Origin of the sequence: Serratia sp. YC16 (assembly GCF_009707615.1) — a bacterium.
Classification (GTDB): domain Bacteria; phylum Pseudomonadota; class Gammaproteobacteria; order Enterobacterales; family Enterobacteriaceae; genus Serratia; species Serratia surfactantfaciens.
In genome coordinates this window covers 500,768-522,825 of the sequence record NZ_WLYN01000001.1, presented here as the reverse complement: position 1 = coordinate 522,825, position 22,058 = coordinate 500,768, and the positions used below count along the sequence as shown (strand labels likewise).

Genomic DNA, 22,058 nt, shown 5'->3' with positions numbered 1-22,058 from the left:
ACATAAGCAAGACTTGAGGGGATAAATGAATGGATGTGATTGAGGGGAGCGAGCTGCAGGTCGCCGATGCGGTTTACGCCTACCAGTTGGACGGTAAGGGGGGCGTAACGTCGATCGAGCAGGATGACAAGATTACCTGCGACGCACCGTGCTGGCTGCATCTTGATTACGCGCACCCGGCCAGCGCCGAATGGCTGAGCACCACACCGTTATTGCCGGACTCGGTGCGTGAAGCGCTCTCCGGCGAAAGCTCACGGCCGCGCGTCAGTCGCCAGGGCGAAGGCACCATGATCACCCTGCGCAGCATCAACTTCAACGCCAACTCGCGGCCGGATCAGCTGGTCACCATCCGCGTGTACATCACCGACAAACTGATTCTCTCCACCCGGCATCGCAAGGTCTATTCCATCGATCAGGTGGTGAACGATCTGCAAAGCGGCGCTGGGCCAACCAACAGCGGCAACTGGCTGGTGGAAATTTCCGATGCGTTGACCGATCACACCAGTGAATTCATCGAAGATCTGCACGACCGGATTATCGACCTGGAGGACGCATTGCTGGAGCAGCAGGTGCCGGAGCGCGGCCAGCTGGCATTGATCCGTAAACAGCTGATCGTGTTGCGTCGTTACATGGCGCCGCAGCGCGACGTCTTCGCGCGGCTGGCCAGCGACCGCCTGCCGTGGATGAGCGATGACGATCGCCGCCGCATGCAGGACATCGCCGATCGGCTGGGGCGGGGATTGGACGATCTGGACGGCAGCATCGCGCGCACCGCCATATTGTCCGACGAAATCACCACGGTGATGGCCGACGCGATGAACCGCCGCACTTACACCATGTCATTGTTAGCGATGGTATTTTTGCCCACCACCTTCCTGACCGGGCTGTTCGGCGTCAACCTGGGCGGCATCCCGGGCAACACGGCACCATTTGGTTTCGGTACGTTCTGCCTGATGCTGTTGGCGCTGGTAGGAGGCGTAGCCTGGTGGCTGAAGCGCAGCCGCTGGCTATAGGCAAAAATGATGAAAACCCGGTTAACATTGAGCAATATCAACATTTAGCCGGGGCAAATGGGGCATGATCTCTCTCGCAGGTGAATGCAACGTCAAGCGATGGGCGTTGCGCTCCATAATTGTCTTACTTTCTTATTTTTGAATTACTGCATAGCACATTTGATTCGTACAATGCCGGTTTAATCACCGGCATTTTTTTATTCCACTTTCTCGCTTCCTCAGGCCGCGCTTTCATCCCAGAAGCTGGCTTCAATCTTGTGCCCATCCAAATCACGGACAAAGCAGCCGTAGTAGGCCTCGCCGTAGTGCGGCCGCGAACCGGGCGCGCCTTCATCGACGGCGCCGGCCAGCAGCGCCTGGCGGTGGAACTCATCTACCTGTTGCTTGCTGGTGGCGAAAAAGCCGACGTGCGTGCCGTTGCCGAGCGAGGCGGGGTGGCCGTCGATCGGCACCTGCAACCAGAACTCCGGGTAGTCGCGGCCATAACCGATAGCGCCGGGATGCTCCAGCACGCGTCGGCAACCCAGGGCGGCCAGCGTGCGATCGTAAAAGGCGGCGGCGGCAGCGAAATCGTTGGTGCCAAGCGAGACGTGGGACAGGCAGGGGGTGATATTCATTGCGCGATCTCCATATGACTGTATAAATACACAGTATAGGGTAAAAACGGCATCGCCCAGTAAATTTTGCGCAAACTGTGAACAGGATCGAGATCGTCGAGAGAGAGAAATGTCGCCGCTTGCAGGGGGCAAGCGGCGAAGGGCGTTATTTGATTTCCAGCACGTTCAAACGCTCCGGCGCAGGCGCTGCGTCATCCGCGTCTTCCGGCTGCCAACCGACCGGCTGCATCGGAATGTCTTCACGATCGAAGGCCAAATCGCCGCCGTCCACCACGGCGCTACCGTGTTGGATGCCTTTGAAATCAAACAGGTTGATATCGCTCAGATGCGAAGGCACCACGTTTTGCATGGCGCTGAACATGGTTTCCAACCGGCCCGGGTAACGTTTGTCCCAGTCGCGCAGCATATCGCCGATGACCTGGCGCTGCAGGTTAGGCTGTGAGCCGCACAGGTTGCATGGGATGATCGGGAATTCTTTGGCGATCGAGAAACGCTCGATGTCTTTCTCGCGGCAATAGGCCAGCGGGCGAATGACCACGTGCTTGCCGTCGTCGCTCATGAGCTTGGGCGGCATGCCTTTCATCTTGCCGCCGTAGAACATATTGAGGAACAGCGTCTGCAGAATGTCGTCGCGGTGGTGACCCAGCGCGATCTTGGTGGCACCCAGCTCGGTGGCGGTGCGGTACAGAATACCGCGGCGCAGGCGCGAGCACAGTGAGCAGGTGGTTTTGCCTTCCGGGATCTTGTCTTTGACGATGCTGTAGGTGTTCTCTTCGACGATCTTGTACTCCACCCCCAGGCTTTCCAGGTAGGCGGGCAGAATATGCTCCGGGAAGCCGGGTTGCTTCTGATCGAGGTTTACCGCGATCAGCGAGAAGTTGACCGGCGCGCTCTGCTGCAGATTGCGCAGGATTTCCAGCATGGTGTAGCTGTCTTTGCCGCCGGACAGGCAGACCATGATGCGGTCGCCTTCTTCAATCATATTGAAATCGGCGATCGCTTCGCCCACGTTGCGGCGCAGGCGCTTTTGCAATTTGTTCAGGTTGTATTGCTCTTTTTGGCTAACGGATTGCTTTTCTGACATTTAAATCGTGCTCATTCTCAATGGGGGGCACTAGGGGCATGGCGTTTTAGACCGCAAGTTTACCATTCAACCGGTCGATTTTGATCATTATTCATCATCATGCATCCATACACCCGACGCGAGGCCTGTATGGTACGGATTGCGCGCAGGAATGCCAGCAGGTTTTATCGCTACGGCTTGCGTCAGCGGTAAAAAACAGGGCGCGAATCGCTCGCGCCCTGATGGGGTTACTCGGCGGCGGATTTTTCCGCCTTGCCGGCCAGCAGGCTGAGGAAGTCGTATTTCTCCTTCAGCTCTTTCTCCGCGGCCTGGTACAGCGCGCTGGCCACTTCCGGCTGCTGCGAGTTCAGGCGACGGAAGCGCTGCTCGTTCAGCAGTGTTTCAGCCAGGCTGCTGTTCGGCGGCCGGGAGTCCAGCGCCAATGCGGCCTTGCCCTCGGCGCTGCGGCGCGGATCGAAGCGGTACAGCGGCCAGAAGCCGGTGGCGGTCAGCTGTTTCATCTGATCGTGGCTGAGCGCCAGATCGTAGCCGTGCTCTTCGCACGGGCTGTAGGCGATGATCAGCGACGGCCCCGGATAGGCCTCGGCTTCCTGAATCGCTTTCACCGTTTGATTGAGCTGCGCCCCCAGCGAGATTTGCGCGACGTAGACATGGCCATACATCATCATGCTGACGCCCAGATCCTTGCGCGCCTTGCGTTTGCCGTGTTCGCCGAATTTGGTCACCGCGCCGAGCGGTGTGGCCTTCGACTGCTGGCCGCCGGTATTGGAGTAGCACTGGGTGTCGAGCACCAGCACGTTGACGTTCTCGGTCAGGCTGAGAACGTGATCCAAACCGCCAAAGCCGATGTCGTAGGCCCAGCCGTCACCGCCGATCAGCCAGATGGATTTATCCACCAGATAGTCGGCATCGGCCGCCAGCTGACGCGCGTCTGCGCCTTCAATACTCGCAAGTTGCGTGCGCAATTCGGCGATTTGCTTACGGCGCGGCTCCGGCGCCACGTCGGCCATCTGCAGAGCGTTGACCAACTGCTCCGGCAGCTGCTGCGCCAGCGCGTTCAGCAGGCGCAGCACCCGCGCGCGATGTTGATCGACCGTCAGGCGGAAGCCCAGGCCGAATTCGGCGTTGTCCTCGAACAGCGAGTTGGCCCACGCCGGCCCGCGCCCTTCGGCGTTGGTGGTATACGGCGTGGTCGGCAGGTTGCCGCCGTAAATTGACGAGCAGCCGGTGGCGTTGGCGATCAGCAAACGATCGCCGTAGAGCTGGGTCAACAGTTTGATGTACGGCGTTTCGCCGCAGCCGGAACAGGCGCCGGAGTACTCGAACAGCGGCGTGATCAGTTGCGAGGTGCGAATGTCGATGCGCTCCAGCTGCGCCGGATCGATTTCCGGCAGCTGCAGGAAGAAGTCGTAGTTGTCTTTTTCCGCCGTCAGATTATCGAGGCGCGAAGCCATGTTAATCGCCTTGATCTCCGGGTTCTGGCGATCTTTCGCCGGGCAGACCTCGACGCACAGGTTGCAGCCGGTACAATCTTCCGGTGCCACTTGCAGAACGTATTTTTGCCCGCGCATATCGCGCGCTTTCACATCCAGAGACTGCAGAGAAGCGGGCGCGTGTTCCATCTCGGCCGGCTGAACCACCTTGGCGCGAATGGCGGAGTGCGGGCAGGCGGCGACGCAGTGGTTGCACTGGGTACAGAGATCGGGCTGCCAGACCGGGATTTCTTCGGCGATGTTGCGCTTTTCCCACTGGGTGGTGCCCACCGGCCAGGTGCCATCCGGCGGGAAGGCGGAAACCGGCAGCGCATCACCCAGCCCGGCCAGCATCGCCGCGGTAACGGTTTTGACGAAGTCCGGGGCGGCGTCCGAGACCACCGGCGGGCGCATCGGGCTGCTGCCGTCGACCGGCTGCAGCGGAATTTCAATCAGCGCGCTGCGGGTGGCGCCCAGCGCCTGCCAGTTGCGCTCGACGATCTCCTGGCCCTTGCTGCTGTAGCTGCGGGCGATGGCGTCCTGCAGCTGTTGCAGCGCCACGTCGCTCGGCAAGATCTGCGTCAGATGGAAGAACGCCATCTGCATCACGGTGTTGATGCGTGCGCCGAGCCGGCATTCACGCGCCAGCTTGGCGGCGTTGATGATATAGAAACGCGCCTGGCGTTGGTGCAGCAGTGCCTGAACCTCCTGCGGCAGGCGCGACCAGACCTCGTCGGCGCCGTAAGGGGTATTGAGCAGGAAGGTGCCGCCGGGCTTCAGGCGTTCGACCATCTGGTACTTATCGATAAACTGCAGCTGGTGGCAGCCGACGAAGTCCGCGCGGCTGACCAGATAGGCCGAGTTGATCGGCTGCTCGCTGACGCGCAGGTGCGATACCGTCAGGCCGCCGGCCTTTTTGGAGTCGTAGACGAAATAGCCCTGGGCATACAGCGGCGTGGCGTTGCCGATGATTTTGATGTTGTTCTTGGTGGCCGAGACCGAGCCGTCGCTGCCTAAACCGTAGAACAGTGCTTCCAGCGAGGCGCGCTGCGGCAGGATTTCGTCGCTCAGCGGCAGCGAAAGGCCGGTGACATCATCGAAGATGCCGACGGTGAAACGCGGGCGCGGCTGCGGCTGCGCCAACTCGCGGAACACCGCCAGCGCACAGTCCGGGCCGAACTCTTTCGACGACAGCCCGTAACGGCCGCCGATCACCCGCGGCAGCGTGGCGCGCTCCCCCTGGCTGTAGGCTTCCGCCAGCGCGGTCATCACGTCCAGATACAGCGGTTCGGCCAGCGCGCCCGGTTCTTTGGTACGGTCGAGCACCGCGACGCTGCGCACGCTGTCGGGCAGCGCGCCGAGCAGGTGTTTGGCGGAGAACGGCCGGAACAGCCGAACTTTCAGCACGCCGACTTTCTCGCCGCGGGTCAGCAGGGTGTCGATCACTTCTTCGCAGGTGCCGGCGGCGGACCCCATCACCACCACCACGCGCTCGGCCTGCGGATGGCCGTAATAGTCGAACGGCCGATAGTGACGGCCGGTGAGGGCGGCGAAGGCTTCCATGGCCGCGATCACGTGCTGACCGGTGGCGTCATACCACGGGTTGGTGGCTTCGCGGGACTGGAAATAGGTATCCGGGTTGGCGGAAGTGCCGCGCACCACCGGATGATCCGGCGACAGCGCCCGGCTGCGGTGAGCATCGATCGCTCCCTGCGGCAGCATTTGCCGCAGCGTATCGTCGCTCAGCGGCACGATCTTGTTGATTTCGTGCGAGGTGCGGAACCCATCGAAGAAATGAATAAACGGCACGCGCGCGTTGAGAGTGGCGGCCTGCGAGATCAACGCGAAGTCCTGCGCTTCCTGCACGCTGCCGGCGCACAGCATGGCGCAGCCGGTCTGGCGTACCGCCATCACGTCCGAATGGTCGCCGAAGATCGACAGCGCGTGTGTAGCCACGGTGCGCGCGGCGACGTGCAGTACGAATGGCGTCAGCTCGCCGGCCAGTTTGTACAGCGTGGGGATCATCAGCAGCAGACCCTGCGATGAGGTGAACGAGGTCGACAGCGCACCGGTCTGCAAAGCGCCGTGCACGGTGGCGATCGCGCCGCCTTCCGACTGCATTTCCACCACCCGGGGGATATCGCCCCAGATATTTTGCCGGCCATCGCCGGACCAGGCGTCCGCCTGCTCAGCCATGGTAGAACTTGGCGTGATAGGGTAGATGGCAATCACTTCGTTGGTGCGATAGGCCACGGAAGCGACTGCATTATTACCATCTGTAGTTATCATCGACGTTACCTTTTCATTGCTCACAAAGCCGCGAAAGCACGCTTTCGCAGTAATGGAAAAAAGTCTAACAGAGGGTTTGAACGTGGCTTTATCGCATTTGTGTGGCGAGCGATAAATCGGCAATGCGGCCGGGGGCGGCTATTTTCCCTGTGGAGAAACGTCACGCCAATAAATTGTTTTCGCCGTTTAAAGACAATTTATTTCCGGCGGGTCATAATTGCCTATCGGTAAACTGACAGAAGAAAACCATGAGCGCATTTATGTATTTAGCGATGGCGATCGTCGCAGAAGTGATCGCCACCACCATGTTGAAAGCCTCCGAGGGTTTTACCCGCCTGTGGCCGTCGTTGCTGGTAGTGCTGGGCTACGGCGTGGCATTTTGGGGGCTGTCGATGGTGGTGAAAAGCATGCCGTTGGGCATCGTGTACGCGATCTGGTCGGGCATGGGGATCGTGCTGGTGTCGGTTGCTGCGGTATTCGTTTATCAGCAAAAATTGGATTGGCCGGCGATCGTCGGCATGGGATTAATTATTGCCGGCGTGCTGGTGATTAATTTACTGTCGAAAGCCTCGGTGCACTGAGTGTTATTTTGATGTAGAAAAAGCCGGCGTGACAGCGAGCCGCGCCGGTTGAAGAATTCAGCCATCATTCACTGAAAATAGTGGAATGCTAATTAGTTAGCGCCGTCAGCATAGACGTAAATATCGTTCTCTCCGGTAGCAAAAAATGCGCCGTCATGGCGAAAGCACGCGGGGCTAATTAATACCCATATCGCCGCTAAAAGCGGCGCAGCTGGCAGCGGTGACGTTATCACTTTCTGCCTGCCTCCGGGCCCAGACCGCGGGTGGCGCCGTCACGTTTGGCGCTTCGCGCCGCGGCGGAAATATTCTGCAAACAAAATAAATGTCCGGCCGGCGCAAAAAACGATAAATAATGGCCGGAATATATTTTCATTATTTATATATCGAGCTAGATTAAACAAGTTTGCATCAAAGATAGCGAAACGTGTCCGCCAAGTGACGCGCGTTATCAGCAATGGCGATTTTACACAGCGCAGTTCCGGGTTCAGGAGTGGGATAATGACGACATCAAAATGGCTGCTTGCCAGCGCCGTGCTGCTTTTAGCCGCCTGCAGCAGCAATAACGAAGAGCCAGTACAGCAGGGTAACAGTGCCAGAATCAATACGTTGCAGACCAGCGCCGGTTGCGCGGCGGTCGGCGGCGTCACCACCATCGCGCACAACTTGAACGGCGAAGCGCTGCGCATGTGCCAGATGCCGAACGGCAAACAGTGTGAGGAACGCACGCTGGGCCTGGGCAGCTGCGCCGGATAAGCCCGCGGCGCCTGACCCGGCGCGCAGGTCAATACACCCAGTCGCGCAGGGTATAAACCAGCGTGTGGCCGCTGCCGCTTAGCGTCAGCCGTTGGGCGTTTAGCGTCACGTCGGCGCCGTTTTCCAGCACGGCGCCGATGACGTGATCCCAGCGGTTGCGCTGCGCATCAGGGCACAGCTTGCGCGTCGTGGCCAGCGGTTTCACTGTCAGCACACCGTCGCGTAATTGCCCCTGCCCGAAGAAGCGGTTGCACATCGTGCCGGACACGTGCAGGTGCTCGCCGAACTCCAGATTGAGCAGGCCGCTGCCCGTTGGGGCTTTTGCCGCTTCACCATCCACGCTCTGCAACACGAAATTATGATGCAGCAGGTCGCCGGGCGTGACGGTCGCGTGCGGTTTCATATTGCACCCCGCTAAGGCCAACGCCGCCAGGGCGGTCGTCGTGACTTTTCTCATCGTCGCTCTCTCAAATAAACAGGGCGCCTTGGCGGCGCCCTGAGATCAGGTTCAGGCGTTCAACTGGTTCGGGCAGGTTTCGCCGCGATCCAACTGGCTGATGTTCTGCAGCGTGGTTTGCGAAATGCTGGTCAGCGCCTCTTCGGTCAGGAAGGCCTGATGGCCGGTGAACAGCACGTTATGGCAGGCCGACAGGCGGCGGAACACGTCATCCTGAATCACGTCGTTAGACTTGTCTTCAAAGAACAGGTCGCGCTCGTTCTCGTAGACATCCATCCCCAGCGCGCCGATTTTCTGTTGCTTCAGCGCGTCGATGGCGGCGGTCGAGTCAATCAGCGCGCCGCGGCTGGTGTTGATCACCATGACGCCGTTTTTCATCATCGCGAAAGCGTTGGCATTCAGCAGATGGTGGTTTTCCGGCGTCAGCGGGCAATGCAGGGTGATCACGTCGGACTGTGCGTACAGCGTTTTCAGATCGACATATTCTGCACCCAGCTCCAGCGCCTGTTCGCTCGGGAATGGATCGTAGGCCAGCAGCTTCATGCCGAAGCCTTTCAGAATGCGCATCGTCGCCACGCCGATTTTACCGGTGCCGATCACGCCGGCGGTGCGGTTGTGCATGTTAAAACCGATCAGCCCTTCCAGCGAGAAGTTGGCGTCGCGGGTGCGTTGATAGGCGCGGTGAATACGGCGGTTCAGGCACATCATCATGCCAATAGTGTGTTCCGCCACGGCCTCCGGCGAGTAGGCCGGCACGCGCACCACCTTGATGCCCAGTTCTTTGGCGGCGTCCAGATCGACGTTATTAAAGCCGGCGCAGCGCAGGGCGAGGATCTCGACCCCCAGCGCCGCCAGTTCTTCGAGCACTTCACGGCTGCCGTCGTCGTTGACGAAGATACACACCGCCTTGCACCCGGCGGCCGTTTTGGCGGTTTTTTTGCTGAGTAAAAAGTCGAAGAATTCCAGCTCATAGCCAAACTGCTGATTCACCAGTTCGAGATATTTACGGTCATACTGTTTGGTACTGTATATCGCCAATTTCATCGTGGTTTCTCCACCGTGATTTTGTGATCAATTTAACAGATTTTAGTAAATTCGACAATTGGTTAGCCATTTCCGACAGGGTCAAAATCGCCGCTGTCGGGCTGCGCTGGGGGCTTGGTACGGTGAAGGGAAGGCGACGGTGGTGGCGAGTGACAAAAAAATCCCCACGGGGGTGTGGGGAATGGCTTCTCTAGTACACAGTTAGCTAGCAGCTAAACTTTTATTAGAATGCTTGCAAGACTATTAATCATCAACGGTAACGACAATAACAAAAGTCTGAAAACTGTCTCATTCATGTGATGTATATGTAACGAAAATCTACAATCCCGCATACGTTTGCGCCAAAAGGGTGCAAATCGCCTCTGCGACCGCGCTCAGCTTCACCCTATGTCAAATTCGTGCCATCATTATTGTCAATTCAGGCATAGACTTAACGAATGCCTAACTCAGGAACGAAGCAATCATTTAATGACCAGGCGATTGAAAGTATTCATAGGGACGGTGGCGGGCGGCGCAATCCTGGTGCTGGCGTTGTGGCAAACCTTGCCGCGCTGGCTGCCGGGGGTGTTATCGCATTGGTTGCCGGCGGGAAGCCGACTGGAATTGCAGGGCGGATTGCATTGGCGCCAGGGCGGTCTGGCGTTGGCGGGGGCGCGTTTCAGCGCGCAAGATTGCCTGCTGGCCAACGTCGGGCCGACGCGACTGGCTTACCGGCAAGGCCGCTGGCAGCTGTCGAGCGATAAGGTCAGCGTCGATAGCGCCTGTTTGTCAAAACTGCCGGGCAGCGACGACAACAGCACGCCGCTGGCGCTCGACCAGCTGCAGCGGCAGCTGCCGCCGCTGGATCTCACGATTAACGATCTGACGCTCATTCCCTGGCAGCGCTATGCCGGCAAACTGCAGCTTACCTCCGGCACTGATGGGCAACGCCTGCATTATCAGGGGCCGAATCTCAGCGCCGAGGCGCAACTGGATGAAAAACAGCAGCTGACGTTGCAGAGCCTGACCGTCCTCCCGCCCAACAGTGCGCAACCGCTGCACCTCGCCGGCAAGATAACCATTCCGCTGGATCTGGCCAGCCTGCCGTCGCAGGGCGCGTTGCAGGGGGAAATGCAGACCGCCTATCTGGAAAAACCGGTGTTGCTGGACATGCGCTGGCAACAGCAGCAGGGCGTGTTGACGGTGAGCGAAAAAGGCGACGATCGGCCGCTGGCGGTGTTGCCGTGGGAAGTGACGCCGCAGCGCGTCAGCATCAAGCAGGGCGAGTGGCGCTGGCCGTACAGCGGGCAACCGTTGAACGGCGGCCTGAGCGTCGCGCTGCACGACTGGAGCAAAGGGCTGGATGAAACAGAGATCAGCGCGCGACTGAACGTGATCACCGCCGGCCACAATGGCAAGGGCAATGCGGTGCTGACCCTCGGGCCGGGCAAGGTAGGCTTGACCGACAGCGATCTGCGTTTCCAACTGACCGGCCAGGCCAATCTGGCCGACTTCTCCACCACGGCGTCGATCCCGGGTGTGATCGGCGGCAGCATTCTCAACCCGACGCTGGTGCTGCAGCCGGGCTCGCTGCTGCGCCTGTGGGGCAAAGTGTCCCCGGAAATGAAGCTGGACGAGGCGCGCTTGCCGCTGGCGGGGGTGAAAGTGACCGCCGCCGGTATCACCGGCCGTCTGCAGGCGATTTTGAGCGCCAGCGACAGTTACTGGGGGCGTTTCAAGCTGCACCTGGATGGCCAGGCACAGGATTTCTGGCCAGACAAGGGCGACTGGCAATGGCGTTACTGGGGTAATGGCCGTTTGCCGCCGCTGCAGGCCGCCTGGGACGTCGCCGGCAGCGGCCGCTGGCAGGACAGCGAGCTGGTGCTCGACAAGCTTTCCACCGGCTTCGATAAATTGAAGTACGGCCTGGTGACGGTCGCCGCGCCGCGCTTGAGCCTCAATCAGCCGCTGCGCTGGCAGCGTGATGAACAAAACCCGCAGTTCAACGGCGAATTACAACTGGCGGCGGATAAGGTCAGCTTCAGCGACGGCGGCCATCTACCGGCGCCGGTGCTGGCGCTGCAGCTGAACGGCCGTTCGCCGGACAGTTTCCAGCTGCAGGGCAAACTGCAGGCGCAGCAGATCGGGCCGATCGCGCTGCGCGGCCGTTGGGACGGCGAACGCCTGCGCGGTGAGGGCTGGTGGCCGAAACAGTCGCTGAAGGTCTTCCAGCCGCTGTTGCCGCCGGATCTTAATCTCACGCTGCGCGACGGCGAATTTTACGCCCAGTCGGCGTTCTCCGCCGCCCGCGAACAAGGGTTCGAGGCCGGTGGCCACTGGGTGGTGAAAAACGGCGGCATGTGGCTGAAAGACGGGGAGATGAGCGGCCTGGACTTCATCCTGTCGTACCGGTTCAAGCAGCATCAGTGGCAATTGGGGGCTAAACAGCCAGTGTCTCTGCGCATCAAGTCTTTCACCAACCTGTTCGAGATGCAGAACATTTCCGCCGATCTGCAGGGCACCTATCCTTACAGCGAAGGGCGGCCGCTGACGTTGAGCAACGTCGGCGTGGACATGCTCAACGGCCATATCAGCCTGTCGGCGCTGCGGTTGCCGCAGCATGACGCCGCGGTGCTGAAGCTGGACAAGGTCGATCTCAGCGCGTTGTTCACCGCCCTGAAACCCAAGCAGTTCGCGATGTCCGGCCGGGTCGACGGCGAGTTGCCGCTGTTCCTGAACCACCCGAAATGGCTGGTGCAAAACGGCTGGATCGCCAACGCCGGCACCCTGACGCTGCGGCTGGACAAAGACATGGCCGACGCCATCGGCAGCAATAACCTGGCGACCGGCGCGGCGATCGACTGGCTGCGCTACATGGAAATCAACCGTTCGCACGCCCGGGTCGATCTCGATAACCTGGGCGAGCTGACGCTGAGCGCGCGCATCGACGGCATCAACCCGCAGAAGAGCGCCAAGCGCGAGGTGATCCTGAATTATCGCCATCAGGAAAACGTGTTTCAGCTGTGGCGCAGTTTGCGCTTCGGCGACAATTTACAGGAGTGGCTGGAGCAGGCCCTCTCACAACCTGGGGAACAACAATGAAAATCATGAGTGTGTCGGCGCTGGCAGCGGTGCTGTGCGTTTCGCTGCTGAGCGGCTGCGTGCCGCGCATCGAGGTGGCGACGCCGAAGGATCCGATCACCATCAATATGAACGTCAAGATCGAGCATGAGATTCATATCAAGGTGGATAAGGACGTCGAAAACCTGCTGAAAACCCAAAGCGGTCTGTTCTAGGAGCCGACATGAAAAAACGTTATGTGTGGCTGGCTGGCGCCGCCTGGCTGTTCAGCAGCGTGGCGATGGCACTGACGCTGGATGAGGCGAAGCAGCAAGGGCGGGTGGGCGAAACCCTGAGCGGCTATATTGCGCCGGTGAAACAGGATGCGGAAACGCTGGCGCTGGTGAAGCGCATCAACGCCGGCCGCGCCGAGAAGTATCAGGAAGTGGCGGACGGCAACCATATCGCCGTCGACGAAGTGGCACGCATGGCCGGGCAGAAGCTGGTGACGCGTGCGCAGAGCGGCGAGTATGTGCGCGGCATCAACGGCCAGTGGCTGAAGAAATAAAAAAAAGCGCGCCGTCTGGCGCGCCAAGAGATACGGATAGATGATTATTATGAGGGTAGTGCAGGTTTGACAGGACTGACGTCTTGTCCGGCAGGGGCATGGCGCCCCTGCGCGGGATCTTAGGCGGCAACCACCTGAGACAGGGCCGCTTTGGCGTCTTCCTGGGCTTTGGTGGCCACTTCCGGGCCGTAGGCGATGCCTTCCGCGAAGACGAACTCCACGTCGGTGATGCCGATGAAGCCCAGGAACAGACGCAGGTAAGGTTCTACCAGGTCGGTTGGGGTGCCTTTATGGATACCACCGCGGCTGGTCAGGATCACGGCGCGTTTGTTTTTCACCAGGCCTTCCGGACCGTTTTCGGTGTAGCGGAAGGTTACGCCGGCGCGGGCAACCAGATCGAAATAGTTTTTCAGCTGGGTCGGGATGTTGAAGTTGTACATCGGGGCGGCAATCACGATGACGTCATTGGCCTGCAGCTCGGCGATCAGTTCGTCCGACAGCGCCAGCGCTTCTTGTTGACGCGGGGTCAACGGAGCATCGGAAGGACGCAGCGCGCCAACCAGTTCGCCGTCCAGCACCGGGATTGGCTGTGCGGCCAGATCGCGTACGGTGATGGTGTCGCCGCTGTGGGCGTTGCTCCATTGCTCTACGAAGAAATCGGCCAGTTGGTTAGACTGAGAGTAGGTCGCCAGGATGCTTGATTTCAGAACCAATACTTTGCTCATCGATAATTCCTTACGTTGTGACAGTGACATCAGGACTCAGCGTCCCTTGCATGAAGTACATGCTATTCACATTCCTCCGACAGTGATAGCGCAATATTTCGAGATCTTCGTTCGATTTTATTGAATGACATGCCGAGGCTTTGCTCGCGGAAGTAGGGCGAAAAAGCCGTTTGTGATACGCTGTGCGGCTAAAGCAAAAAAATCGCTAAAAAAACATTAAACCGTTGCTAAGCCTGGTCTTGGCCGCGATGAAACAAGGAACACCGAACGTGAAATCTCCGCTCGAGGCACTGCCGGCCCAACTGGGCGAGCTGATGCTCCGCGATCAACAACGCCTGCGTCGTCGCCTGCAGGGCGCACGAAAAATCAAAAATCCCGATGCCCAGCTGGCGGTCGCCGCCGAAGTCGAAAGCGACATCGCGGCGGCGCGGCAGAAAGTGCAGGCGCGCGCCGCGTCTTGCCCGCGCATTTCCTACCCGGAAAGCCTGCCGGTCAGTCAGAAAAAGCAGGACATTTTAAACGCTATCCGCGATCACCAGGTGGTGATCGTCGCCGGGGAGACCGGCTCGGGGAAAACCACCCAGTTGCCGAAGATCTGTCTGGAGCTGGGGCGTGGGGTGAAAGGGCTGATCGGCCACACCCAGCCGCGCCGCCTGGCAGCGCGCACCGTCGCCAACCGCATCGCCGACGAGCTGGAAACCCCGCTCGGCGGCAGCGTCGGTTACAAGGTGCGCTTCAACGATCAGGTGGGGGAAAACACCCTGGTCAAGCTGATGACCGACGGCATCTTGCTGGCGGAGATTCAGCAGGATCGCCTGCTGATGCAGTACGACACGCTGATCATCGATGAAGCGCACGAGCGCAGTCTTAACATCGACTTTATTCTCGGCTATCTGCGTGAACTGCTGCCGAAGCGCCCGGATCTCAAGGTGATCATCACCTCGGCGACCATCGATCCGCAGCGCTTCTCGCGCCACTTCAACAATGCGCCGATCATCGAGGTTTCCGGCCGCACTTACCCGGTGGAAGTGCGTTACCGCCCGGTGGTCGACGACGACGACGATACCGATCGCGACCAGCTGCAGGCGATTTTCGATGCGGTGGACGAGCTTGGGCGCGAAGGGCCGGGCGACATTCTGATCTTCATGAGCGGTGAGCGTGAAATTCGCGACACTGCCGATGCCCTGAACCGCCTCAATCTGCCACACACCGAGGTGCTGCCGCTGTATGCGCGCCTGTCGAACAGCGAGCAGAACCGGGTGTTCCAGTCGCACCACGGCCGCCGCATCGTGCTGGCCACCAACGTGGCGGAAACTTCGCTGACGGTGCCGGGCATCAAGTACGTCATCGATCCGGGCACCGCGCGCATCAGCCGCTACAGCTTCCGTACCAAGGTGCAGCGCCTGCCGATCGAGCCGGTGTCGCAGGCTTCCGCCAACCAGCGTAAAGGGCGTTGCGGCCGCGTGTCGGAAGGGGTGTGCATTCGCTTGTATTCCGAACAGGACTTCCTGTCGCGGCCGGCGTTTACCGATCCGGAGATCCTGCGCACCAACCTGGCGTCGGTCATTCTGCAGATGACCTCGCTGGGGCTGGGCGACATCGCCGCGTTTCCGTTCGTCGAAGCGCCGGACAAGCGCAACATTCAGGATGGCGTGCGCCTGCTGGAAGAGCTGGGGGCGATCACCACCGCCGACAACGGCCATTACCAGCTGACGCCGCAGGGCCGGCAGCTGGCGCAGTTGCCTATCGATCCGCGTCTGGCGCGCATGGTGCTGGAAGCGCAGAAGAGCGGCAGCGTGCGCGAGGTGATGATCATCACCGCCGCGCTGTCGATTCAGGATCCGCGTGAGCGTCCGATGGACAAGCAGCAGGCTTCGGATGAAAAACACCGTCGCTTTGCCGACAAAGACTCGGATTTCCTGGCGTTCGTCAATCTGTGGGATTATCTGCAGGAGCAGCAAAAAGCGAACTCTTCCAGCCAGTTCCGCCGGCTGTGCCGCAACGATTTCCTCAACTACCTGCGGGTGCGCGAGTGGCAGGATATCTATACCCAGCTGCGTCAGGTGGTGAAAGAACTGGGGCTGCCGATCAACAGCACGCCTTCCGACTACCGCAGCGTGCATACCGCGTTGCTGACCGGCCTGCTGTCGCATATCGGTCAGAAGGATGCGGACAAGCAGGAATACACCGGCGCGCGCAACGCCCGCTTCTCGATCTTCCCCGGCTCCGGCCTGTTCAAGAAGCCGCCGAAGTGGACCATGGTGGCCGAATTGGTGGAAACCAGCCGCCTGTGGGGGCGCATCGCCGCGCGCATCGAACCGGAATGGATCGAGCCGCTGGCTCAGCATCTGGTGAAGCACAGCTACAGCGAGCCGCATTGGTCGAAGTCGCAAGGGGCGGTGATGGCCAGCGAAAAGGTCACGCTGTTCGGTCTGCCGATCGTCGCGGCGCGCCAGGTCAACTATGGCTCCATCGATCCATTGCTGTGCCGTGAGCTGTTTATCCGCCATGCGCTGGTGGAGGGCGACTGGCAGACGCGCCATGCCTTCTTCCGTGAAAACCAAAAGCTGCGCGCCGAAGTGGAAGAGCTGGAGCATAAATCGCGCCGCCGCGACATTCTGGTGGACGACGAAACGCTGTTCGGCTTCTACGATCGCCGTATCCCCAACGATGTGGTCTCCGGCCGTCATTTCGACAGCTGGTGGAAGAGCGCGGCCAAACAGCAGCCGGATCTGCTGAACTTTGAAAAAGAGATGCTGATCAAGGATGGCGCCAACAAGATCAGCGCGCTGGACTACCCGAACTTCTGGCATCAGGGCAATCTCAAGCTGCGGCTGAGCTACCAGTTCGAACCGGGCACCGATGCCGATGGCGTGACGGTGCACATTCCGTTGCCGATCCTCAATCAGGTGGAGGAGCAGGGCTTCGAGTGGCAGATCCCCGGCATCCGCCGTGAGCTGGTGATCGCGCTGATCAAGTCGCTGCCGAAACCGGTGCGCCGCAACTTCGTGCCGGCACCGAACTACGCCGAAGCGTTCCTCGGCCGGGTTACGGCGCTGGAATTGCCGCTGCTGGACGCGTTGGAGCGCGAGCTGCGGCGCATGACTGGCGTGACCGTGTCACGTGATGACTGGCAGTGGGATCAGGTGCCCGATCACCTGAAAATGACTTTCCGCGTGGTGGGCGAGAAGAACCAGACGCTGCGTGAAGGCAAAGATTTGGCCGCTCTGCGCCTGCAGCTGAAAGAGAAGGTGCAGGAGACGCTGTCGGCGGTGGCCGATGACGGGCTGGAGCAGAGCAATCTGCATGTCTGGAGCTTTGGCCAACTGCCGGCGTTCTACGAGCAGAAGCGCGGCGGCTATTCGATGAAGGCCTACCCGGCGCTGGTGGATGAGAAGGACAGCGTGGCGATCCGTCTGTTCGACAGCGAAAGCGAGCAGCAACAGGCGATGTGGCATGGTACGCGCCGTCTGCTGCTGCTGAATATTCCTTCGCCGATTAAGTACCTGCATGAAAAGCTGCCGAACAAGGCCAAGCTGGGGCTTTATTTCAACCCGTACGGCAAGGTGCTGGAGCTGATCGACGACTGCATTTCGTGCGGCATCGACAAGCTGATCGCCGAACACGGTGGCCCGGTCTGGCAGGAAGAAGGCTTTGCGCGTTTGCAAGAGCAGATCCGTGCCGAGCTGAACGACACGGTGGTTGAGGTGGCCAAGCAGGTTGAGCAGATCCTGACGGCGGTCTTCAACATCAACAAGCGGCTGAAAGGCCGGGTGGACATGTCGTTGGCGCTGGCGCTGTCGGACATCAAGACCCAACTCGGCGGCCTGGTCTACCGCGGCTTCGTCACCGGCAACGGATGGAAACGCCTGCCGGACACGCTGCGTTACCTGCAGGCTATTGAGCGCCGGCTGGAGAAACTGGCTATCGATCCGCACCGCGATCGCGCGCAGATGCTGCGGGTGGAGCAGGTGCAGCAGGCATGGCAGCAGTGGCTGAACAAGCTGCCGCCGAAGCGGCAGCAGGAAGAAGAGGTGAAAGCGGTGCGCTGGATGATCGAGGAACTGCGCGTCAGCCTGTTCGCGCAGCAGCTGGGCACGCCTTACCCGATCTCCGACAAACGCATTCTGCAAACTATCGAGCAGCTTTCGGGCTAAACGCTGGCGCGCCGGTCGGCAAGCGGCCGGCGCGTTATCTGCCGTGCAAGAAAAACGGCGCTTTACGCGCCGCCGAGTAGGGATTATTTGCCTGCCGCCAGGGCGTCCAGGGCTTCGCGGATGCCGGGTACCGCCAGGGCTCGGTTATCGGCGCGATAGCGATCTTTCGCCGCCGGCGCCGAGCTTTGGATGGCGATAAGTTGCCAGCCGTCGGCGGTTTTCAGCAGCAGCGGCGAACCGCTGTCGCCCGGCAGGGTATCGCACTGGTGCGATAGCACGCCTTGTTGAGCCCAGCCGGTCACCTTGCAGTTTTGGTGGCTGTAGAGATCATCCAGATGATCTTCCGGGTAGCCTGCCTGGGTTATCAGCCGTTTGGCCTGTTTCAGCGCCTGGGTCAGCGCTTTGCTGTCGCCTTGCCACAGCGGCAGCGGCGCGATCGGCAGCGGCTTCTTGTCTTTCAGCCGGATCAGCGCAAAGTCATAGGCGGCGGCGGCGGGCGGCACGATCCAGCCGTCACCGTCCGGCTTCAGCTTTTTGCCCAGCTTGCTGTCGACCAGGGTCTCGATATTGTCGGTTTGATACTGCCACGATTTATCGCCCGCCACGAAGCGCAGAGCGACGGCCTTATCCAATTGCCCCGGCGGTGCCAGCACGCAGTGACCGGCGGTCAACGCCAGATGCGGGGAGATCAGCGTGGCGGTACACAGGTTGCCGCTGGCGGTTTCGACCTGGCCGATGGCCTGCCACGGCTGGGCGGCGGTATCCGTGACCTTGATTCGTTCATCTTTGCCAAAAAACAGGCGCGTTTGCTCGGCCTTGGACGGGCCGTCGGCGCGTGCCGCCTGGGAGGCAACGAATGGGAGTGAACACAGCAACAGTAAAACGGATATGCGCATAGATCTCTTGCCTGACAAATACGGATCATCCATAAACACACTGAATGCTAACTATAGACTGATTTAGCAGCCATGTGGATGGGCAATAATTGATTTTTCAATAATTTCCCGCCGGCGGCGCGGCAGGCTACAGATAAAAAAAGACGGCGATCAGTCCACAAAGGATCAGGGCGGTCAGAATGATCTCGAACAGGTAGCGGCGCAGCATCAATGAGAACCCCCCGATGAAAAAACACCCGGCGAACCGGGTGTCGTACACGTCAAGCCTGAAGCGGTGAGGGGACCCTCACGTCATTACGCTTTTTTGTGGCTGGCTTTCTTGTGGTGCTTTTTAGCCGCCTGGGCTTTTTGCGCTGGGGCTTTCTTGCCGGCTTTCTTGTGATGCTTTTTGGCCGCCTGAGCTTTCTGTACCGGGGCTTTCTTGCCGTGATGTTTCACCTGAGCTTTAGCCGGCGCAGCGGTGGCGGTGGTTGCGGTAGCCGCAGGTGCGGTGGTGGCCGCCTCGGCAGCGAAAGCTACAGAAGACAGACCCATTGCAGCGGCAACAACCAGAGCTAATACTTTTTTCATCGTAAAATCCTCAATATGACTTTTGGGTATCAACCCCACTGCGGGGCCGTTGAGATGATAGTAGGCAAACGGCGCGCGGCTTTCCGTGAGTGATTGGTTTCGGCTTGTAACCTAATGTACAGGGCAGCGGCGGCAGGGGGGATTGCTGCTATAATGACCGTCAGGCGCGATAAAAGGGATTTAAAATGAACGAGATAACGGTTCGTTGTGGCGTAACTGAACAGGGTGAGGTGCCGCTGGCCTATGAGGACTGGGGCGATGAGACGCATCCGCCGTTGCTGCTCATCATGGGCATCGGCGCGCAGCTTTTGCTGTGGCCTGACGATTTCTGCCGCGCCCTGGTGGCCAAGGGATTTCGGGTGATCCGTTACGACAACCGCGACGTCGGGCTTTCCGGCAAGACGCAGGGGCAGCGCACGCAGCCGTTGTGGCTGCTGATGTTGCGCGCCCAGCTCGGTTGGCAAACGCCGGTGCCTTATACCCTGGCGGATATGGCGGCGGACGCGGCGCATCTGCTCGATCATTTGCGTATTCCGCAGGCTCACGTGCTGGGCGCTTCGATGGGGGGAATGATCGCCCAGGTGCTGGCCGCCGACTACCCGCAGCGCGTCGCCTCGTTGTGTATCTTGTTCTCCAGCACCAACCAGCCGTTGTTGCCGCCGCCGGCGCCTTCGCTGCTGTGGCTATTGGTGCGCCGGCCCGCGGCGGAGATGACGCTGCAGCAGCGCCATGAGGGGATGAAAGCCTTTTTACGCGCGCTTGGCACCGCGATGTATCCGCCGGAGGAGGCGGAGCTGGATGCGCTGGTGAAGCGGTTGTTGAAGCGGGGTGTGGATCCGGAAGGCATGCAGCGGCAGCTTTCCGCGCTGCTCGGCAGCGGTGATCTGCGTCGTTACAGCCGACGCATCGCCGCGCCGACGCTGGTCATTCACGGCGACCGCGATCGGCTGGTGCGCAAGGCGGGCGGGGTGGCGATCGCCCGCGCAGTCGCCAACGCCGAATTACATATTATGCCGGGCATGGGGCATGACCTGCCCGTGTCGTTGAGGCCGCAACTGGCGGCGATGATCGCCCGTCATGCGCTGGGATGAAAGGCGGAGCGGTTTGGTGCTTTTTACTGTTTTAGTTACAACATACTCCTGGAGAGTAGCCACCCGACACTCTGCAGCCAGGGTGCTGTCGGCAAGAGTCGTGCGCTATGAAACACCATCAGGTCTAGCAGGGGGAAAATGGCGCGACCGTGGCCGCGCCAGGGGGGATTACAGGTAGCGGTTTTCCAAATGTTGACGGAAGTAGCGCGGGTTGAGCGCTTCGCCGGTTGCGTTGGCGATCAGCGTTTCGGTCGGGAAACGGCTGCCGTGGCGCCAGATGTTATGCTGCAACCAATGGAAAAGCGGCTGCAGATTGCCGGCGGCGATATCTTCACTCAGCGATGGCAGCGCCTGACGCACGCTGTGGAACAGCTGCGCAGCGTACATCGCGCCGAGCGTATAGGTCGGGAAGTAGCCGAAGGCGCCGTCGGTCCAATGGATATCCTGCATGCAGCCGTTGCGATAGTTGCCGATGGTGTCGAGGCCCAGATACGCGTGCATCTTTTCATTCCACAGCGCCGGAATGTCCTCCACTTCAATGTCGCCTTCGATCAGCGCCTTTTCAATTTCGTAGCGCAGGATGACGTGAGCGGGATAGCTCACCTCGTCGGCGTCGACGCGGATCAGGCCCGGTTTAACCCGCTGATTGAGGCGAATGAAGTTGGCTTCTTCCAGCGCCGGCTGCTCGCCAAACTGCGCGGTGACCAACGGACGCAAGATTTTCAGGAACTCATTGCCACGCGCCAGCTGCATTTCAAACAGCAGGCTCTGCGATTCGTGAATGGCGGTGGAACGGGCCAGAGCGACCGGCTGGCCGAGCAGATCGCGCGGCAGATTCTGTTCGTAACGGGCGTGGCCAGTCTCGTGCACGATGCCGAGCAGCGCGGTCAGAAACTCTTTGTCGTTGTAACGCGTGGTGATGCGCACATCTTCCGGCACGCCGCCGCAGAACGGGTGCGCGCTGACGTCGACGCGGCCATTGTCGAAGTTGAAGCCGAGCAGTTTCATCACGCTCAGGCTCAGCTGGCGTTGGGTGTCCACATTGAACGGGCCCTGCGGCGCCTGGCAGGGTTCGTTGGCCTGTTTGGCCACCACGCGCTGCAGCAGATCCGGCAGCCAGGTTTTCAAATCGCCGAAGATACGGTCAAGATCGCTGCTGCGCATGCCCGGCTCATACAGATTGAGCAGGGCGTCGTAACGGCTGGTGCCGGCCGCCTGCGCGCGGATTTGCGCTTCTTCGCGGCTGAGCTTGACCACTTCGCGCAGATTCTCGGCGAAGCCATCCCAGTCGTTGGCCGGGCGCTGGGCGCGCCAGGCGTGTTCGCAGCGCGCACCGGCCAGCGATTTGGCTTCGACCAGGGAGGCCGGCAGCAACACGGCGTCCTCATATTGGCGGCGCATCTCGCGCAGATTGGCGCGGTCGAGCTCGTCCAGCGTCTCTTGCTGCGCGCGATCCAACAGCGCGCCGGTGCTTTCCGCGGTTAAAATCTGGTGCTGCAGTACGCTCAGTTCGGCCAACGCTTCTGAACGCGCCTTGCTGCCGCCCGGCGGCATCATGGTTTGCATGTCCCAACCGGCGATGGCGGACAGGTGGCCGAAACGCGACAGCCGGCTAAAAAGCGCGCGCAGTTGATCGTAAGCAGACGTGTTGGAATGTGCAGATGTCATTATTATTCGGCTCCCAATTGATAATGGTCCGGCG

17 protein-coding genes are annotated in these 22,058 nt (G+C 60.3%); 8 read left to right on the top strand and 9 right to left on the bottom strand.

Annotated features, from left to right (window positions below; genetic code table 11):
• The first annotated feature begins 29 nt into the window (after nucleotides 1-29).
• The gene (zntB, locus tag GKN89_RS02410; protein ID WP_074054110.1) at nucleotides 30-1,013 is read left to right on the top strand and encodes a zinc transporter ZntB; all 984 of its coding nucleotides are present in this window, start codon (nucleotides 30-32) and stop codon (nucleotides 1,011-1,013) included.
• 218 nt (nucleotides 1,014-1,231) lie between these two features.
• On the opposite strand, the gene GKN89_RS02405 is transcribed toward zntB, so the two are convergent.
• The 3 genes from GKN89_RS02405 to nifJ form a co-directional block, all read right to left on the bottom strand.
• Nucleotides 1,232-1,630 carry a VOC family protein gene (locus GKN89_RS02405; protein ID WP_019452657.1) on the bottom strand — a complete coding sequence of 133 codons (399 nt, stop codon included), beginning with the start codon at nucleotides 1,628-1,630 and terminating at the stop codon, nucleotides 1,232-1,234.
• A 145-nt stretch (nucleotides 1,631-1,775) separates the two neighbouring features.
• Nucleotides 1,776-2,714, bottom strand: coding sequence for a tRNA 2-thiocytidine(32) synthetase TtcA (ttcA, locus tag GKN89_RS02400; protein ID WP_019452656.1), 939 nt, complete (start codon nucleotides 2,712-2,714; stop codon nucleotides 1,776-1,778).
• 227 nt (nucleotides 2,715-2,941) lie between these two features.
• Nucleotides 2,942-6,475, bottom strand: coding sequence for a pyruvate:ferredoxin (flavodoxin) oxidoreductase (nifJ, locus tag GKN89_RS02395; protein WP_154746281.1), 3,534 nt, complete (start codon nucleotides 6,473-6,475; stop codon nucleotides 2,942-2,944).
• 248 nt (nucleotides 6,476-6,723) lie between these two features.
• Between nifJ and ssmE the strand changes: the two genes are divergently transcribed.
• Nucleotides 6,724-7,056, top strand: a complete 333-nt coding sequence (gene ssmE / locus GKN89_RS02390) for a multidrug efflux SMR transporter SsmE (RefSeq protein WP_025159776.1) — start codon at nucleotides 6,724-6,726, stop codon at nucleotides 7,054-7,056.
• Between the two features lie 498 nt (nucleotides 7,057-7,554).
• Entirely contained in the window at nucleotides 7,555-7,809 is a 255-nt protein-coding gene (locus tag GKN89_RS02385) for a DUF333 domain-containing protein (RefSeq protein WP_015377999.1), read from the top strand.
• Nucleotides 7,810-7,837: 28 nt separating this feature from the next.
• Here GKN89_RS02385 and hslJ read toward each other — a convergent pair whose 3' ends face one another.
• Together hslJ and GKN89_RS02375 are read right to left on the bottom strand one after the other, a co-directional pair.
• Nucleotides 7,838-8,266 (bottom strand): heat shock protein HslJ, encoded by a 429-nt coding sequence (gene hslJ, locus GKN89_RS02380; protein ID WP_063919555.1) that lies wholly within the window; start codon nucleotides 8,264-8,266, stop codon nucleotides 7,838-7,840.
• Between the two features lie 51 nt (nucleotides 8,267-8,317).
• Nucleotides 8,318-9,310, bottom strand: a complete 993-nt coding sequence (locus GKN89_RS02375; RefSeq protein WP_154746280.1) for a 2-hydroxyacid dehydrogenase — start codon at nucleotides 9,308-9,310, stop codon at nucleotides 8,318-8,320.
• Nucleotides 9,311-9,778: 468 nt separating this feature from the next.
• Between GKN89_RS02375 and GKN89_RS02370 the strand changes: the two genes are divergently transcribed.
• Genes GKN89_RS02370 through GKN89_RS02360 form a run of 3 tightly spaced genes read left to right on the top strand, consistent with a single transcriptional unit; the run spans nucleotide 9,779 to nucleotide 12,917 of the window.
• Nucleotides 9,779-12,391, top strand: coding sequence for a YdbH family protein (locus GKN89_RS02370; protein WP_154746279.1), 2,613 nt, complete (start codon nucleotides 9,779-9,781; stop codon nucleotides 12,389-12,391).
• A complete protein-coding gene (locus GKN89_RS02365) occupies nucleotides 12,388-12,585 on the top strand; it encodes a YnbE family lipoprotein (protein ID WP_004930472.1) in 198 nt (65 codons plus the stop codon). Before GKN89_RS02370 ends, GKN89_RS02365 begins: the two co-directional genes overlap by 4 nt.
• Nucleotides 12,586-12,593: 8 nt before the next feature.
• Entirely contained in the window at nucleotides 12,594-12,917 is a 324-nt protein-coding gene (locus GKN89_RS02360; RefSeq protein ID WP_015377995.1) for a YdbL family protein, read from the top strand.
• Between the two features lie 119 nt (nucleotides 12,918-13,036).
• On the opposite strand, the gene azoR is transcribed toward GKN89_RS02360, so the two are convergent.
• Nucleotides 13,037-13,642 carry an FMN-dependent NADH-azoreductase gene (gene azoR, locus GKN89_RS02355; protein ID WP_019452650.1) on the bottom strand — a complete coding sequence of 202 codons (606 nt, stop codon included), beginning with the start codon at nucleotides 13,640-13,642 and terminating at the stop codon, nucleotides 13,037-13,039.
• A 269-nt stretch (nucleotides 13,643-13,911) separates the two neighbouring features.
• Here azoR and hrpA point away from each other — a divergent pair, with 269 nt between their 5' ends.
• Nucleotides 13,912-17,799, top strand: coding sequence for an ATP-dependent RNA helicase HrpA (gene hrpA, locus GKN89_RS02350; protein ID WP_370520143.1), 3,888 nt, complete (start codon nucleotides 13,912-13,914; stop codon nucleotides 17,797-17,799).
• An 83-nt stretch (nucleotides 17,800-17,882) separates the two neighbouring features.
• Here hrpA and GKN89_RS02345 read toward each other — a convergent pair whose 3' ends face one another.
• Both GKN89_RS02345 and asr read right to left on the bottom strand, forming a co-directional pair.
• Nucleotides 17,883-18,695: a serine protease gene (locus GKN89_RS02345; protein ID WP_019452648.1), complete on the bottom strand. Its 813-nt coding sequence runs from the start codon at nucleotides 18,693-18,695 to the stop codon at nucleotides 17,883-17,885.
• A 294-nt stretch (nucleotides 18,696-18,989) separates the two neighbouring features.
• A complete protein-coding gene (gene asr / locus GKN89_RS02340) occupies nucleotides 18,990-19,265 on the bottom strand; it encodes an acid resistance repetitive basic protein Asr (protein WP_025302975.1) in 276 nt (91 codons plus the stop codon).
• A gap of 185 nt (nucleotides 19,266-19,450) precedes the next feature.
• Between asr and GKN89_RS02335 the strand changes: the two genes are divergently transcribed.
• Nucleotides 19,451-20,356 (top strand): alpha/beta fold hydrolase, encoded by a 906-nt coding sequence (locus GKN89_RS02335; protein ID WP_154746277.1) that lies wholly within the window; start codon nucleotides 19,451-19,453, stop codon nucleotides 20,354-20,356.
• A gap of 168 nt (nucleotides 20,357-20,524) precedes the next feature.
• On the opposite strand, the gene GKN89_RS02330 is transcribed toward GKN89_RS02335, so the two are convergent.
• Nucleotides 20,525-22,024, bottom strand: a complete 1,500-nt coding sequence (locus GKN89_RS02330) for a carboxypeptidase M32 (RefSeq protein ID WP_063919553.1) — start codon at nucleotides 22,022-22,024, stop codon at nucleotides 20,525-20,527.
• Nucleotides 22,025-22,058: the final 34 nt, after the last annotated feature.

Coding starts and splice junctions, on each gene's coding strand:
- hslJ (WP_063919555.1), bottom strand. CDS start 8,266: ATGAGAAAAGTCACGACGACCGCCCTGGCGGCGTTGGCCTTAGCGGGG.
- ttcA (WP_019452656.1), bottom strand. CDS start 2,714: ATGTCAGAAAAGCAATCCGTTAGCCAAAAAGAGCAATACAACCTGAAC.
- GKN89_RS02405 (WP_019452657.1), bottom strand. CDS start 1,630: ATGAATATCACCCCCTGCCTGTCCCACGTCTCGCTTGGCACCAACGAT.
- GKN89_RS02360 (WP_015377995.1), top strand. CDS start 12,594: ATGAAAAAACGTTATGTGTGGCTGGCTGGCGCCGCCTGGCTGTTCAGC.
- GKN89_RS02375 (WP_154746280.1), bottom strand. CDS start 9,310: ATGAAATTGGCGATATACAGTACCAAACAGTATGACCGTAAATATCTC.
- asr (WP_025302975.1), bottom strand. CDS start 19,265: ATGAAAAAAGTATTAGCTCTGGTTGTTGCCGCTGCAATGGGTCTGTCT.
- GKN89_RS02385 (WP_015377999.1), top strand. CDS start 7,555: ATGACGACATCAAAATGGCTGCTTGCCAGCGCCGTGCTGCTTTTAGCC.
- GKN89_RS02345 (WP_019452648.1), bottom strand. CDS start 18,695: ATGCGCATATCCGTTTTACTGTTGCTGTGTTCACTCCCATTCGTTGCC.
- GKN89_RS02335 (WP_154746277.1), top strand. CDS start 19,451: ATGAACGAGATAACGGTTCGTTGTGGCGTAACTGAACAGGGTGAGGTG.
- nifJ (WP_154746281.1), bottom strand. CDS start 6,475: ATGATAACTACAGATGGTAATAATGCAGTCGCTTCCGTGGCCTATCGC.
- GKN89_RS02330 (WP_063919553.1), bottom strand. CDS start 22,024: ATGACATCTGCACATTCCAACACGTCTGCTTACGATCAACTGCGCGCG.
- ssmE (WP_025159776.1), top strand. CDS start 6,724: ATGAGCGCATTTATGTATTTAGCGATGGCGATCGTCGCAGAAGTGATC.
- GKN89_RS02370 (WP_154746279.1), top strand. CDS start 9,779: ATGACCAGGCGATTGAAAGTATTCATAGGGACGGTGGCGGGCGGCGCA.
- GKN89_RS02365 (WP_004930472.1), top strand. CDS start 12,388: ATGAAAATCATGAGTGTGTCGGCGCTGGCAGCGGTGCTGTGCGTTTCG.
- azoR (WP_019452650.1), bottom strand. CDS start 13,642: ATGAGCAAAGTATTGGTTCTGAAATCAAGCATCCTGGCGACCTACTCT.
- zntB (WP_074054110.1), top strand. CDS start 30: ATGGATGTGATTGAGGGGAGCGAGCTGCAGGTCGCCGATGCGGTTTAC.